Source organism: Bacillus sp. RAR_M1_44, assembly GCF_020165935.1.
In the GTDB taxonomy this organism is placed as follows: Bacteria; Bacillota; Bacilli; order Bacillales; family Bacillaceae; genus Bacillus; species Bacillus altitudinis.
Genome location: NZ_JAIUKX010000001.1, coordinates 503,651 through 519,615, shown reverse-complemented (window position 1 = coordinate 519,615; position 15,965 = coordinate 503,651). Strand labels below are relative to the sequence as shown.

Genomic DNA, 15,965 nt, shown 5'->3' with positions numbered 1-15,965 from the left:
TCTCATGAGAGAAAGGATAGGATAAACGATGAATTTTCACAATAAAACAGTCGTAATCACTGGCGCAACCAATGGAATTGGTGAGTCGATCGCGTATGGCTATGCGAAAGAAGGGGCGCTTGTTGTGCTTGCGGATATTGACGAAGAGAAGGGCAAGCGCTTGGAAGATCAGCTGAAAAAGGAGTCCTTTGAGGCTTTTTTTAAAAAAACGGATGTGAAACAAGAGAAGGATATTCAAGACATCATGTCGGCTGCTGTGGCTCGTTATCAAACGATCGATATTCTCATCAATAATGCAGGGGTTATGTGTACAAAATCGCCCTATGAGCTAACGGTTGATGAGTTTGATCATGTGCTGCATACAAACCTACGAGGTGCTTTTTTATGTGCAAGGGAAGCGGCACGTTATATCAAAGAGAATCCAAACGGCGGTTCCATTGTGAATATTTCATCTACCCGTGCGACCATGTCAGAGCCTCATACAGAAGCGTATGCTGCATCAAAAGGCGGGATATCAGCACTTACTCATGCGCTGGCTGCTTCTTTTAGTCAGGATCACATAACAGTAAACAGCATTTCCCCTGGGTGGATTGAAACGAAGGATGAGAAAAATTTGCGAGAAATTGACCATCAGCAGCACCTTTCCAATCGAGTAGGAACGCCAAAGGATATTGTCAAAGCTTGTTTTTATTTAACAGATGAAGACAATCAATTTGTGACAGGAACCGATTTGGTTGTTGATGGCGGCATGACTAGAAAAATGATTTATGCGGATTAACATGAAAAAACATTGACGTCTTGACGGAGGCGCAGTACAATATAGAACAATTCAGCTGAAGATCGTGATGAAAAAAAGATAAAGCGCAAATAGAGAAGAGTATGTAATGGCTGCCTCACACAGAGAACTCCGTGAAGCTGAGAAGGAGCTGGGAAGCGTTACAGAACCAAGCCTCTTAGCTCTGCACCGGATTCATTGTGATGGTGGTGAAGCGGCATTCTCCCGTTATAGAGAAGGGTTAGCGATAACCTGCTAAGGTTCATCTGGTAACAGGTGAATGAACTGAGGTGGCAACGCGGAGTCAATCCCGTCCTCAAGACAGAAATGTCTTGGGGGCGGGATTTTTTTATGACAAAAAGGAGGGCACCACGATGAAAAAACATTGGCGGGATATGAGCATGTTACTTGGAGCGATTGGTATTGCGAATATAGGAGAATGGATTTATTTGATTGCTCTCCATCTACTGATTTTTCAGGAAACGGGCTCCGTTCTTGCTGTAACAGCCGTCTATATGTTAAAACCTGTCTCGGCTCTTTTAACAAATAGCTGGTCTGGTAGTTTAGTAGATAGACTGAATCAGCGGAATGTCATGATCAGTCTAGATCTATGCCGGGCCGTTCTGATTGCTTGTTTACCCTTTGCCTTATTTTCAGGCCACTTATTGATCGTATATGTGATGCTATTTCTCATTCATATGGCACAAGCCATGTTTCATCCAGCTTCGATGGTGTATATGACAGCACTAATCCCGGCGGATAAACGAAAACGGTTTAATGCCATTCGATCTTTGCTTCAGTCTGGTGGATTTTTACTCGGACCCGCCGTAGCAGGGTTGCTTTTTCTCATTGGTACACCAGTCCTTTCAATTTATGTAAATGCAATCTGCCTTTTGATATCTGCTGTTTTGACGATGTGTTTACCGATTTTGTCAAAAGCAGACGGGGCACAAAAGGGCTTTTCTCTCTCGGTATTAAAGGAAGATGCAAAACTTGTCTTTCGTTTCAGTCTCACATCCCGTCAAGTGATGGCCGTGTATTTATTATTTAGTGCCGCCATCACGGTGCTGCCGACTGCAATTGACTCACTTGAAGCAGCTTTTGCAAAGGAAGTGCTGATGTTGACCAATACCGAATATGGGTTTCTTGTCAGTGTAGCTGGAGCAGGGATTATCGCAGGGGCATGTCTCAATACAGTCATTGTCGAAAGGCTGCCTATTTCAGTGATGCTTGGTGCGGGAAGTTTGTTTGTGGCTTTTGGATACTTGATCTATGCTTTTTCAAGCACATTGACTGTCGCAGCAGCTGGCTTTTTTGTTCTCGCTTTCTTTTTAGCATTTGCAAACACCGGTTTTATGACTTTTTATCAAACGAATATCCCGGTAGAGGTTATGGGGAGAGTGGCAAGTTTTTATGCGTTATGTGAAGCAGTTCTGACGATGATGATGACAGGAATATGCGGCGCATTGGCGCATGTTTTATCGATACGTACTTCTGTCATAATTGGCTGCCTATGTATGCTTCTTATTTGTCTGTTGCTATGTTTTGTCATTTTTCGTCCATTGACTGTCAAAAAAATAGTGCATCTTACTTAGAAAATTAAAAAAATTATGTTATCATTATTTAAGTAAGTTAATTAAATTGATGAGAAAAGGAGTCTTACAAATGAAAGCACTACGCTGGCACGATCAAAAGGACATTCGACTAGAGGAAATTGATGAACCAACAGTTGCTCCAGGAAAAGTGAAACTGAAAGTAAAATGGTGCGGCATTTGCGGTAGTGATTTACATGAATATTTAGGCGGACCGATCTTTATTCCTGTGAATGAACCTCATCCACTTACAAAAGAAAAAGCACCCATTACACTGGGACACGAGTTCTCTGGTGAAGTTGTAGAAGTTGGAGAAGGCGTGAGTAATTACAAAGTAGGCGATCGAGTGGTTGTTGAACCTATTTTTGCAACTCACGGGCACCAAGGTGCTTACAACTTAGATGAAAACATGGGCTTCTTAGGACTTGCTGGTGGCGGTGGAGGATTCTCTGAATATGTATCTGTCGATGAAGAATTACTTCATTTGTTACCAGACGAAATTTCATATGAGCAAGGTGCACTTGTTGAACCTTCTGCAGTTGCTTTATATGCGGTTCGTTCTAGTAAAGTGCAAGCTGGGGATACAGCAGCTGTGTTTGGCTGTGGGCCAATCGGTTTACTTGTCATTGAAGCATTAAAAGCAGCTGGTGCTACTGACATTTATGCAGTGGAATTATCAAAAGAGCGCCAAGAAAAAGCAAAAGAACTTGGAGCGATCATTGTAGATCCTTCTCAGTATGAAGATGTTGTTCAAGAAATCGCACACCGTACAAATGGTGGAGTCGATGTTTCTTTTGAAGTGACAGGTGTACCTGTTGTATTGAAGCAAGCAATCCAATCAACTAGAATTTCAGGTGAAACAGTCATTGTGAGCATTTGGGAAAAAGGCGCAGAAATTATGCCGAATGACATTGTCATTAAAGAACGTACAGTCAAAGGAATCATCGGCTACAGAGATGTTTTCCCATCTGTATTAAACTTAATGAGAAAAGGCTATTTCTCTGCAGATACACTCGTCACGAAGAAAATCAAGCTGGACGATGTGATCGAAGATGGCTTCCATGCATTAATCAATGAAAAAGATCAAGTGAAAATTTTAGTCAGTGCTGAATAAGTAGGACGATAAAGAGAATGGCAGATGCCGTTCTCTTTTTTAACGTCCAAGAGATTTTCCGTACACGCTGACTCGTTTCTCTAACAAAGCAAAAGCGAGTTCAAAGAAAATACTAAGCATCCAATAGATCAAAGCAGAGACCAGATACGTTTCTAAAAATTTGTAGCCGTCATTTGCAATGATGCGAGAGATTCCCATGATTTCCAGTACACCAATTGTAAACGAAAGGGATGTGGCTTTTAACAGCTGAATGAGCTGATTCCCTAGGTTTGGCAGGGCAACCACAAACGCTTGCGGTAAAATAATGCGAATCATCGCCTGTCTGGTGGTCATGCCAACGATTTTCGCCGCTTCAAGCTGCCCTCTATCTACCGCAAGGAGTGCGCTGCGGACCACTTCTGTTAAATGTGCGGCTGAATGCAGGCTGAAGGTGATAAGGGCAACGGTAAGCGGGGAGACCATATCCGGGTGAAAGGTCAACCCAAAAGTGCTATTCATTTTGGTCAGAACAAATGGAATGCCATAAAAGAAAGCAAACAACTGAACAATGAGAGGTGTTCCTCTAAAAAATGAGACATAGAGCGTGACCAGCTGGCGGAGCACAGGGATACGAAAGAGGCGAATGAAAGCAAAAACAGATCCAATCAAAAGGCTCACAGCCATTGAAACAAGTGCAATCAATAAGGTAAAGGGAACGCCTTTTAGAATATGTGGTATTTGGTCAATCGCAAATGATATATCAATGGTTTGCATCAAATCGCCTCCTTAGCGTGACAGGCTGGTGCGGCCTTTCACAAATTTTCTTTCCAGTAGCATCGTGATCAGTTCAATACTGATGCAAATCAGCCAATACACAATTGCAATGATGACGTACACTTCAAACATCCCTATCCCGTAGTTATTGCCTAGGATGATTTTGACCTGCCCCATCATATCAATGAGTCCGATTGTAAATGCAATGGCGGTATCTTTCACGAGATCAATGGTGTAATTTCCGAGGTTCGGAAGTGCAATGAGAAAGGCTTGCGGAATAATGATCCTCATTAATGCCTGCGAATCTGTCATCCCAACAATGTAAGCTGCTTCAAGCTGATCTTTCCCAACAGAGGAATATGCACTGCGAAAGACTTCAGATAAATAAGCGCCCGTATGTAACGAGAATGTGATCATCACAAATAACACACGATCCCAATGATTGATTTGAATTCCGGCCATGAGTAAAAGCTGAGGCAGGCCAAAATAAATGAGGAATAACTGAACAATGAGCGGCGTACTTCGTGTAAATGACAAATAAATGACCGCCAATTGTTTCAGCACTGGAATTTGTTTGATTCGAATGCAAGCAAACAGCAATCCGATGATGATGGCAAAAAACAACGACACCACAATCATAAGAAATGTGAGTGGCAGGCGATCAACCACCTGTAAAAAGATTCTTAGCCAATCTCCAGCTGTAAACGTCATGGCGCTTCCTTCCTTTCTTCATATTGATAGCCTTGCTCTGATATATAGTCAATATCTTGAAAGAAATCAACGCCAAACCATTTCTTCGCAAGGTCAGGTAATGTTCCGTCTTCGATCATCTCTTGTGTCACTCGATCCAATTGTGATGCTAGTTTCTTTTGACTAGGCTGTAAGACAAGATAAATAGGTTCCTTTGAGACAATGCCGCCCACTTTGACTTTCAGGTGAAGATGTTTTTGAATCGTATCAAAGGTCGAAATATTCATAAAAGCCGCATCGGATCGTCCACTTTCGACTCGTTTTAAATTGAGTTCGTTTGAAGGGCTTTCAATGGTCGTGAGCGGAATTTTCCGATCATTTTCTTCATTATATTGATTTAATATGGAACGAAGGCCGCCGCTAGGACTGACGGGAGCGAGCTTTTTTGATGTCATATCGTCTAGAGATTGAATATCTTGCTCTGATTCATTCACAATTAAACCTGTCATCGAATAGCCGTATGGAACTTTAGGATAAAGAAAGCGTTTTTCACGTTCAGGATTACTAAAAAACCAATTAGCCGCCATTTCAAATTTCCCAGCGCCAATCCCAATTAAATTGGATTCTTCCTCGCCAAAGATATAATCAAAATGAATGTGTGGCAAACGTTTCTCGACTTCATTTAAATAATCGATGTTATAGCCAATCGGCTCGTTGCGGTCATTTGTGGCTAAAAAAGGCGGATTGACTTCTGCGCTTAGTGCGACTTTGACAATTTGTTTGCCATCATCTGTTGTTGTTTTCACACTGCTACAGCCAATGAGAGAGAGGAGAAACAGAAGGATACTAGCGGCAGTGAATAAAGTCTTGCGCTTCATCTGTCTTCCTCCAATCCTTGCCACATCCCGCGATGAATTCTTGATAAAAATTGTTTCGTCCGTTCATGCTGAGGCTTCATCAGGACGTCTTCTGGTGAGCCTTTTTCAACGATTTCCCCATCTGCCATAAAGATCACTGTATCCGCTACATCCTTTGCAAACGAAATTTCATGCGTCACAATGACCATCGTCATGCCTTGGCTCGCAATATCTTTCATCATTTCAAGGATTTCTCCGACCATCTCTGGGTCCAGTGCGGACGTTGGTTCATCAAACAAAAGCACCGCAGGATTCATTGCAAGCGCACGGGCAATTCCGATACGCTGCTGTTGACCTCCGGATAATTCACTTGGAAACGCATCTTTTTTATGAAGCAGCCCAATTCGCGTTAACAATTGCTCTCCGATTTTTTCCGCCTCTTTTTTAGACATGTTTTGAGACACAATCAATCCTTCTGTGATGTTTTCAAGAGCTCGTTTATTTTGAAACAAGTGATAATGCTGAAACACCATAGACGATTGCTGTCTGAGTTTTAGAAGATCTTTTTTTCGATATTGTTCAAATTGAATCGTGGCCTCTCCAAATGTCAGCGTTCCTTTGTCTGGGATATCAAGGCTGTTTAAACTGCGGAGAAGGGTTGTTTTTCCTGATCCGCTCGGTCCAATAATGGCGACCACTTCACCTTCTTGTACGGTGAAATCAATTCCTTTTAACACATGAGTTGACCCATAGGATTTATGTAGATTAGTAGCAGAAATCATAAAAGCATCACGTTCCTTTGACATATGTACTTAATATTGATAAAATTTAACACATTAAATCCTATAAGTAAAGTGTGTTTTAATAATACCTATTGGATAAATCGGATATGATAGATTGCGAGAAACAGAGGAGTTGGATACGTTTTGTCTAAAGCATTATTTGTCGATACAGATTTTCAAAAAAATTGGCTAGATCAACTAGAATCCCTTCGTGAAACGATCGAACAATCTGCAAAAGAACATGATGAGGGTGCCTATTTTCCTAAACAGAATATCGAATCATTAGTAAAACTGGGCTATACAACGTTGTCTCTGCCTGTTGAGTACGGGGGCGGGGGTCAATCTGTAAAGGATATGGTCCTTTTTCAAGAAACACTAGGAAGTATGGATGGAGCAACTGCCTTATCGATCGGTTGGCACCAAGGAGTTGTTGGTGAAATTTATGAAAAGAAACTATGGAATGAGAAGCAGCTGCAATTTTTTGCTGAAGAAATCAAAAATGGGGCTCTTGTGAACCGGGCCGTCAGTGAGGCGCAGACAGGGAGTCCAACAAGAGGAGGCAAACCTGGAACAACTGCAACGAGATCAGGAGATCAATGGGTGATCAGTGGCAGGAAATCATTCACAACGATGTCACCAGCACTCACATATTTTCTTGTCGGTGTATGGATCGAAGAAAAAGAAGCGATGGGCTTCTTCTTAATTCACCGTGATACAAAAGGTGTTTCTATAGAAGAAACGTGGGATGTTGTTGGCATGAGAGGAACGGAGAGCCATGATTTAATTCTAGATCAAGTGGAAGTCCCAGATGACATGTTGGTTGAAGTGCAAAAAGGACCTCGGGGCGGTACGTTAAACCCTTGGATCGCACATATTCCTTCCTGCTATTTAGGGATTGCACAAGCGGCAAGAGACTATGCTGTTCAGTATGCCATCACCCATTCACCGAACAGTATTAGCGGAACGATTAGCGAACTGCCAAATGTCCAAACACTGATTGGCGAAATTGATTTACTACTAAAGCAAGCACGCCATGTCATCTATTCAACGACAACATTGTATGAGCAGCCAGAGAAAAGAGAGCTGTTAATCAATGAATTCGGTGCTGTGAAGCATACAGTCGTTAATGATAGTCTGCAAGTGGTCGATAAAGCCATGCGTTTAGTCGGTGCAAAAAGCTTAAGCCTTAGCTGCCCGCTTCAACGTTACTATCGAGACATTCGTGCTGGCCTTCATAACCCACCAATGGACGATATGACAATTTCAAAAATTGCAAAGCAAGCGATTGAAGAGAAAAAATGGAACGTACAATAAACAGAAAGCCGGATAAAACCGGTTTTTTTTATTGAAAAAGAGGACGAGCGGCTCTTATTTCTGATCAGTCAGCATGCTACAATCAATTGCAATCATGAGCAAAGAGGGTGATTGTTTGCAAAAAAAGAAGATGAAATGGCTGATTGCTGCCGTGATGCTTGCAGCACTTTGTATGAGCGAGCCAGCATCAAGTGAAGGAACATCTCCAAAATGGTCTGTCGATGAATTCATGAAAGATCGGGAAGGCACATTTGTGATTCAAGAAGTAAAAGAAAAATCACCATGGGTGTATAACAAAAGAAGAGCGAACAAGCGCTTTGCACCACAATCAACGTTTAAAATAGCAAATGCCTTAATCGGACTTCAAACTGGCGCAGTTAAAGATGAATACGACATCAAATATTGGGACGGAGTAAAAAGAGAGATTGATAACTGGAATAAGGACCATACACTGGGCTCTGGCATGAGAGATTCAGTCGTCTGGTATTATCAAGCCATGGCGCGTGATATCGGGGAAGAACGCATGAGCCATTGGATAAAAGCCATTCATTATGGGAATCAAGACATATCTGGCGGAATCGATCAATTTTGGCTAAGCAGTACGTTGCGCATTTCTCCAGTAGAACAAGTTCATTTCCTTAAACAGCTATATGAAGAAAGTCTCCCATTTGACCTATCGGTTATGAGAACCGTCAAACGAATGATGATACAAGAAGAAGAGAAACACACCACGCTATACGGAAAAACAGGCTCCGGATCAGGAATCGGCTGGTACGCAGGCTTCATCAAACATGAAAACAAAACCTACATCTTCGCCACAAATATAGAAGGCACCGGACTAGAAGCAAAAGAAATCACCTATCGTATTTTGAAAAAATATCATTTGGTAGAAGCATCCGTTTAGGGTGCTTTTTTTATGAGTGAATTTGGGGATATATTGATAAAAAGATGATACTTGGGTTAGTTTGAAAGGATGATATATTTTTAGAAAAATATTGAAACGTTATCTTAAATATATTATGATATATGACGTATTGTTACAAATGTTACAAATATATGATAAGGAGATTAATATGAACCTAAAAAGAAAAGTAAATTGGAAAAGAAATATTGCAGCGCTTCTAGCCTTTGTGATGCTTATATCAATGTTACCTTCTGACATTTTTGCAGAAGAACATGTAGAAAATACAAAATCAAGTCATAACAGCATGCCAGAAACAGACGATTCAAAAACCCTTGAAATAGCAGGGATTGATGAAGCTGAAATTGGTAAAGACGGAGAAGTTCTTTCGGAAAGAACAGCCAATAGCAAACTTTTCTATGAAGGAGAGGGAGTATTTACGCAAGAAGTATATCCTGACCCCATTCATATAAAAGAGTCACCAGATGCTGAGTGGGAGGACATCTCTCCAGAGTTAAAAGCAACTTCGAAAAAAGAAATAGAAACGGAAAATGCAAGGTTAGATTCAACCTTTCAAAAACAAATGAAGCAAGGGCTTTATGCTACATTCGAACACAAGAAGCATCAAATTGAATTTTCAATTTTAAAAGCTTCAGGAACAAACAAATCAGAAATTCGTTCCAAAGATACCTCTGCACAATTTAAAGAAAACACCAACGAACTTACATACGAAGAGGTATTTCCACATATTGATTTACGATCATTTACTTTTAATGAAAATATCAAAGAAGATATTGTACTCAAACGATATGATGGCTACAATTCTTTTACATTTAAAATAAAGACAGATCTAACTGGAGAAATTGAGGAAGATGGTTCTATTAGATTCTTTGATCAGAAAAAACAGACCATTTTTCAAGTTCCAAAACCGTTTATGACCGATTCAAATCTAGATGAAAAGTCAGGCGAAGTGGCTCGATCAGAAGATGTGAGCTTTGAATTGCAAAAAGAAGATGATGGCTATTTACTTCGTGTAACAGCTGATGAGAAATGGCTTAAGGATCCTGAACGAGCTTATCCTGTGTCTATCGATCCATCGACTTCTTTATCTGTTTCATCAGACACATTCATTATGAGTGCATACCCAACAACAAACTATTCAACATCTACGCAAAAATGGGATGCTAATCTGAAAAGTTATGTCCTGAAAACCGGTTATTATGATAAAACAACTGGTACAAACTACGCGTTCATGAAGTTTAATTCATTCAAACCGATTCAAAATATGAATGTAACAAAAGCGACGCTCAAAACGTATGTTGCTCATTCATATTACGGGACGAAAGCAACTGGTCTTTGGCTTGATACAGTGAATGCCAACTATGATCATACAAAGCTAACATGGAACAATAAACCAAGTTCTAAAAACATCGGTAAAGCCAACGTATATAAAGGACAATGGGCGAGTTATGATGTGACATCGACCATCAAAGCTTGGAATAGCGGAACAGCTAACTATGGCTTTAAATTACATGCTAATGGAAATGGACAAGACCATTGGAAAAAAATAATCTCATCAACAAACTCAACCAAAAAACCAGTCATTGAAGTCACATATACCATTCCACAAGCAAATGCACCAACTGTAAAAGGTTTTAGTAATGGAAATGGGACAGGTTACTTAAACTTAAGTTGGAACAAGGTGTCTGGCGCAAAAGGTTACAAAGTGTGGCTATACAACGGAAAAGAATATGAAGCCATTTCAGTTGGAAATGTAGCATCATGGAGTACAAAAGGAAAGAATATTTGGCCGACAGCAAGTGAGATTGCAGCTAAGAAATATAAACTTCATTTAGATGGAAAAGGGGGGACAGAATTAGCAGTTGATCCTTCCCCGGTTTACAAAAACTCAGGTGGTAATTATGCGACAAGCAAAAATTATTGGGTAGCTGTAAGTGCGATTTTTGACCAAGGTGAAGGCGCAATGTCAGCAAAAGTAAAACCTGTCGTGCCGAATGTGGCTAGAGCGAAAGCACCTAGTACAAAAGGATTTAATAATAATAACGCAACAGGTTACTTTGATCTTTCTTGGACTTCAGTTTCCGGTGCGACCGGTTATAAAATACAAATGTTTAATGGGAAAAGCTATGAGACATTGGATCTCGGTAATCAAACATCATGGTCAACAAAAGGAAAAAAAGTATGGCCAACAGCTGCTGAAATTAAAGCAGGTAAATTTGCATTGCACCTCCAAGATGGAAAAGGGGCTGAGCTTCCAATTCATCCTGGTGCGACTTATAAAAATGCTGGAGGAGATGCGGCTCAAAAACATTATTCCTTCAGAGTGATTGCCTACAATAAAGATGGAGAAGCTATTGCTTCACCGCCATCTGGACCAACTTTACCTGATCTATCTAGACCAAAAGCTTTATCTGGATATGCTTATACGAATACGAAAGAGAGCCAAACAGGTTATATCAATTTACATTGGGACAAAGTAAAAAATGCAAAAGGATATAAAATTAACATCTATAATGGTAAGGCATATCAATCATTTGATGTTGGTGATGTCGATCATTGGACAACACAAAATAAGAATATTTGGCCGACTCCTACTGAAGTTACAAGTGGGAAATATGTGCTTCATACAGATGGTAAAGGCGGGGAATTAGCGCTAGACCCATCACCAGTTTATGAAAATGCGAATGGAAATTATAAAGGACGCAAGAACTACTCCTTTACCCTTTCCGCTTACGATGCAAATGGAGAAACCATTCCAACACCAGCCTTTAACCCGACATTCCATGAAGGTGCCGAATTCCTTGGAATAGAGGATTACTGGTCGATTATTGATATACCAGACGGTCAGCTGAATGGTGCAACTGGTAATGTGATTGTCAGTGAAGAAGAAATGTCGATTGATGGAAGAGGACCGGGACTTGGAATTGGTCGAACTTATAACAGTTTAGATGCAGCTGACCACCTGTTTGGACAAGGGTGGTACGCAGATGTAGAAACTAGTATCACGCCAACAAAAGAAGGTGCCATCTATCTTGATGAGGATGCCACAACTCATGTTTTTACAAAAAAAGCAGATGGTACGTATCAACCACCAACCGGTATTTTCCTTGAATTAACGGAATCAAAAGATGAATACATGTTAAAAACGAAGGATCAAACCTTTGCGCACTTTAGTAAAAACGGTGGGAAAATCACCAAGATTGTAGATGGACATAAAAATACAACGACATACAAATATAACGAAAACAATCAGCTCATATCAATGGAAGATGCATCTGGCCGAAAAATAACGATGGAATATGATGAAGATGGTCATATCACCTCGGTTCAAGGACCAAAAGGGAAAAAACTTTCATTTGAGTATGATGCAGGCTTACTAGTAAAAGTCATTGATTCAGATGGAACGAGTATCTCATATGAATACGACAAAGAAGGAAAATTGATTAAACAATTCTCTCAAAACAGCACAGAAGATCAGCCTGTTTTTACAGAATACCAATATGAAAATCACCGTTTAGTCAAAGCGATCAATGCAAAAAAAGAAACCTTTGAGTATGCATATGATATGTCTAAAAAGACACTCATGCTGACGCAGCCAAATGGTCGAAAAATACAGTATACGTATAACGAAGCAGCCAATCCAATTCAAGTTGTAGATGATGCGGAAGGTTTGAAGATTACGACCAAAACCAAATATGAAGGAAATCAAATCGTTGAAGAAACTGATCCCAATGATGTAGAAAAAGGAAAAGCTACAGAAAGCTATTCGTATGACAAAAATGGCAACGTCATTCAAGCGAAAGATGCTTACGGGACAGAAACCTACGAGTATAACAAAAACAACGATGTCACTAAAGTAAAAGATACAGAAGGAGATATTACAGATATCGCCTATGATGGATTAGATGCTGTATCTGAAACGGATCAAAGTGGAAATATGTCTTCAGCAAGTATTTATGATTCGTATGGGAATTTGGTACAAACGAGTAAAGAACTTGCTGCAGGTGCGAGTATATTAAAAAATGGCAGTTTTGAAGATACGCTAACTGGCTGGAAGCTTACAGCATCTAAGGATGATGGGAAATTAGCGCAAACAGCTGGAAAAAGTGGTGCTTTGTCTGGCAGTCGAGTGTTAGAGATCAGTTCACAATCGACAACTGAAGGAACTGAACTTGGCTATTCTTCTGCTACTCAAGAAGTGACACTAGAGCCAAATACGACGTATACACTGAGTGGAAAAATCAAGACAGAGCTAACGAAAGCAAGAGCATTTTTTAACATCGATTTAAGAGATACAAACAACAAACGAATTCAATGGATCAGCAACGGCTACAGCACATTATCAGGCAAAAACGATTGGACTAAACGCCAAGTCACGTTTACGACGCCATCTCATGCAGGTAAAGCTGTGATCTATATGGAAGTGGATCATCGAGATAAGGCTGGAAAAGGAAAAGCCTGGTTCGATGAAATTCAGTTAGAAAAAGGCGAAGTTTCATCAAGTTATAATCCAGTCAAAAATAATTCCTTTACGGATAAAACAACAAGCTGGAGCGGAACAGGTGGTTCATTAGATAATGAAGAAGGCTTTAACGATGACGTTTCGTTAAGAATGACAAGAACTTCTTCAACTCAAGCAAATGCCATCTATAAACAATCTGTACCGATTGAACAAAGTGCGAATGATCAATCTGTGTATGTCACCTTGACTGGGATGTCTAAGGCTGAAAATGTTAAAGCCTCAAATGAAAATGATTACTCACTTCAAGCGTCCGTTACGTATACAGATGGCACAACAGGAACGTTTAATGCGAAATTTCCAACCGGTACACAGGAGTGGAACCGAGCGGCGGTTGTCATACCAAAAACAAAACCATTGAAAAAAGTCGACGTTCAGATTGTTTTCCAAAAAAGCGCGACTGGAACGGCTTGGTTTGATGATATCCGTCTAGTAGAAGGAAGTCTTTTAACGAAAACCACTTACGACGAAAAAGGGAACTATGCAGTTAAAGAAGAGGACGAGCTTGGTTACTCATCTCAATCTGCCTACGATGAAACAGGCAAAAAACTTTCTGAAACAGATGCGAAAGGCGAAAAAACAACATTTGAATATGACCAGGCTGATCAGCTAAAGAAAATCACTTTATCTAACGGGACATCCATTGTGAGAACCTATGATAAAGAGGGCAATGAACGGTCGAAAACCATTCGTGCTGAGTCAGATCAGACGTATCAGTTTGAATACGATCTGATGGGTAAATTGACAAAAACCATTGATCCATTAGGGAATGTGTTGAAAAGTGAATATGATGCGAATAGCAACTTAATCAAAACCATTTCTGCAAATGGACATGAAGTGTCTCTCACGTATGATGGAACAGACCGAGTGAAATCCAAGTCATACAATGGAACAGAAAAATATAACTTTAGCTATGATAAAAACGGAAACGAAACAACGGTTGTCAACAAAGAACAAAACACAACCAAAAACAGAACGTTCGACCAACAAAACCGCATCACAAAGTTAGCAGAGCGTGGCAGCAGCCAAACTTGGACGTATCCAGCCGATTCAGATAAACTGAAATCCTTTGAATGGACACACGGAAATCAAAAAGGGACGAACCAATTCAGTTACAATAAGCTTGATCAAATGACGCAGATGAAGGATTCGAGTTCTACGTATTCGTTTGATTATGATGAAAATGGAAATGTTCAGTCCTTTATTACAGGTAACGGCAGTGGTGCTAGTTTTGCTTATGATGAGCGCAATTTAATTAATGATTTGCACATTGGAACAAGCCAAGGGGTAACGATCTTAAACGAAGCTTACGAATATGATCAAAATGGAAACAGAATAAAGGTTGATCAAGGAAGCAACGGGAAGATTCGTTATGAATATGGAAAATTAGATCAATTGATCAAAGAAACTTATCCAGATGGCACGGTCATTGGTTACACATATGATGGGTTTGGAAACAGAAAAACCGTCACGACTGAAAAAAATGGCACTAAAAAAACAATCAACGCATCATTCAACATCATGAACCAACTGACAAAGGTAAATGATGAGACTTTAACTTATGACAAAAATGGCAACCGAACGTCTGACGGGCAATTCCTTTATGAATGGGATGCAGAAGATAACATAACGGCCATCACGAAAAAAGGCGAAGACAAGCCATTTGTCACTTACAAATATGATGAGCGTGGATACAGAATTCAAAAAACAGTGAATGGAAAAGTCACCAATTACTTTTATGACGGCGATAGCCTGAATGTTTTATACGAAACAGATAAAGATAACGTAGTCACAAAAGCATACACATACGGTGAGAGTGGACAACTCCTTGCATTCACGCAAAACGGGAAAAAATATTTCTATCACTACAATGCACACGGTGATGTCATAGCCATCACAAATAGTGCAGGAAAAATCGTTGCTGAGTACGAATACGATACATGGGGCGTTCCAACAAAAGTAAAAGAAGATGAAGAAGTAAAAGGCAACCCATATCGCTATGCAGGTTACCGCTTCGACGAAGAAACAGGACTTTACTATCTAATCGCCCGCTACTATGAACCAAAAAATGGCGTATTCCTATCACTTGACCCAGACCCAGGAAGCGATGGAGATGCACTAGATCAAAACGGATATACCTATGGAAACAACAACCCAGTCATGAATGTAGACCCAGACGGCCATTGGGTATGGTTTGTTGTCAATGCAGGATTTGCGGTATATGATGGATACAAAGCACATAAATCAGGGAAAGATTGGAAAGGTGTAGCTGCTGCAACCGTATCAGGATTTTTGGGTGGTGGAAAATTAAAGGGAGCGAAAAGGGCTTATAATTTTGCGAAAAGCAGTGGGAAACGAAAAGTAAAGAGTGTTGATTGGGACCATATCAAATCAGGTCACTCTGCAAAATCTAAAAAGAAAAATAAGGGGAAATTTAGAAGTAATAAAACATTAAAAAGAACTACACGGGATACCTTGAAGACGGGAAAGGCTAGAGCTGGGAATAAACCTGGCTCAACAGTTTATGAGAAAACTTATAAAAAATATGTTGGTGTCAATGGGAAAGGAAAAAAAACAAAGAGAGTTAGAGTGGTAGTCCAAAAAGATGGTACTTTAAGAACAAGCTTTCCATATTAGGAGTTGAGAT

General features: G+C 40.2%; 10 protein-coding genes. 6 read left to right on the top strand and 4 right to left on the bottom strand.

All coding sequences use genetic code 11. From position 1 onward, the window contains the following. Positions 1–28: 28 nt before the first annotated feature. The 3 genes from LCD34_RS02815 (at position 29) to LCD34_RS02805 (ending at position 3,481) form a co-directional block, all read left to right on the top strand. Complete coding sequence (locus LCD34_RS02815) at positions 29–778, top strand: SDR family oxidoreductase (protein ID WP_224558485.1); 750 nt, start codon at positions 29–31, stop codon at positions 776–778. A 371-nt stretch (positions 779–1,149) separates the two neighbouring features. Next, entirely contained in the window at positions 1,150–2,370 is a 1,221-nt protein-coding gene (locus tag LCD34_RS02810) for an MFS transporter (RefSeq protein ID WP_224558484.1), read from the top strand. Positions 2,371–2,440: 70 nt separating this feature from the next. Then, positions 2,441–3,481: a 2,3-butanediol dehydrogenase gene (locus tag LCD34_RS02805; protein ID WP_125589851.1), complete on the top strand. Its 1,041-nt coding sequence runs from the start codon at positions 2,441–2,443 to the stop codon at positions 3,479–3,481. A gap of 39 nt (positions 3,482–3,520) precedes the next feature. Here the strand turns inward: LCD34_RS02805 and LCD34_RS02800 are convergent, their stop codons facing one another. From LCD34_RS02800 to LCD34_RS02785, 4 genes are read right to left on the bottom strand one after another with little or no spacing between them, the layout of a single operon-like run. Next, positions 3,521–4,234 (bottom strand): amino acid ABC transporter permease, encoded by a 714-nt coding sequence (locus LCD34_RS02800; protein WP_008342619.1) that lies wholly within the window; start codon positions 4,232–4,234, stop codon positions 3,521–3,523. 12 nt (positions 4,235–4,246) lie between these two features. Continuing rightward, positions 4,247–4,945: an amino acid ABC transporter permease gene (locus LCD34_RS02795; RefSeq protein WP_041506838.1), complete on the bottom strand. Its 699-nt coding sequence runs from the start codon at positions 4,943–4,945 to the stop codon at positions 4,247–4,249. Further along, positions 4,942–5,802, bottom strand: a complete 861-nt coding sequence (locus tag LCD34_RS02790; RefSeq protein WP_056705373.1) for an amino acid ABC transporter substrate-binding protein — start codon at positions 5,800–5,802, stop codon at positions 4,942–4,944. The genes LCD34_RS02795 and LCD34_RS02790 overlap by 4 nt, the downstream gene beginning before the upstream one ends. Beyond that, on the bottom strand, positions 5,799–6,563 hold the full coding sequence (locus tag LCD34_RS02785) for an amino acid ABC transporter ATP-binding protein (protein ID WP_224558483.1): 765 nt from the start codon (positions 6,561–6,563) through the stop codon (positions 5,799–5,801). Before LCD34_RS02785 ends, LCD34_RS02790 begins: the two co-directional genes overlap by 4 nt. 144 nt (positions 6,564–6,707) lie before the next feature. Here LCD34_RS02785 and LCD34_RS02780 point away from each other — a divergent pair, with 144 nt between their 5' ends. The 3 genes from LCD34_RS02780 to LCD34_RS02770 all read left to right on the top strand — a co-directional run bounded on the left by LCD34_RS02780 (position 6,708) and on the right by LCD34_RS02770 (position 15,955). Next, a complete protein-coding gene (locus tag LCD34_RS02780; protein ID WP_224558482.1) occupies positions 6,708–7,877 on the top strand; it encodes an acyl-CoA dehydrogenase family protein in 1,170 nt (389 codons plus the stop codon). 115 nt (positions 7,878–7,992) lie between these two features. Then, the gene (gene blaBPU, locus LCD34_RS02775) at positions 7,993–8,781 is read left to right on the top strand and encodes a BPU family class D beta-lactamase (protein WP_035390929.1); all 789 of its coding nucleotides are present in this window, start codon (positions 7,993–7,995) and stop codon (positions 8,779–8,781) included. Between the two features lie 169 nt (positions 8,782–8,950). Continuing rightward, positions 8,951–15,955 (top strand): DNRLRE domain-containing protein, encoded by a 7,005-nt coding sequence (locus LCD34_RS02770; protein WP_224558481.1) that lies wholly within the window; start codon positions 8,951–8,953, stop codon positions 15,953–15,955. The last annotated feature ends 10 nt before the right edge of the window (positions 15,956–15,965 follow it).

Coding starts and splice junctions, on each gene's coding strand:
- LCD34_RS02815 (WP_224558485.1), top strand. CDS start 29: ATGAATTTTCACAATAAAACAGTCGTAATCACTGGCGCAACCAATGGA.
- LCD34_RS02810 (WP_224558484.1), top strand. CDS start 1,150: ATGAAAAAACATTGGCGGGATATGAGCATGTTACTTGGAGCGATTGGT.
- LCD34_RS02805 (WP_125589851.1), top strand. CDS start 2,441: ATGAAAGCACTACGCTGGCACGATCAAAAGGACATTCGACTAGAGGAA.
- LCD34_RS02800 (WP_008342619.1), bottom strand. CDS start 4,234: ATGCAAACCATTGATATATCATTTGCGATTGACCAAATACCACATATT.
- LCD34_RS02795 (WP_041506838.1), bottom strand. CDS start 4,945: ATGACGTTTACAGCTGGAGATTGGCTAAGAATCTTTTTACAGGTGGTT.
- LCD34_RS02790 (WP_056705373.1), bottom strand. CDS start 5,802: ATGAAGCGCAAGACTTTATTCACTGCCGCTAGTATCCTTCTGTTTCTC.
- LCD34_RS02785 (WP_224558483.1), bottom strand. CDS start 6,563: ATGATTTCTGCTACTAATCTACATAAATCCTATGGGTCAACTCATGTG.
- LCD34_RS02770 (WP_224558481.1), top strand. CDS start 8,951: ATGAACCTAAAAAGAAAAGTAAATTGGAAAAGAAATATTGCAGCGCTT.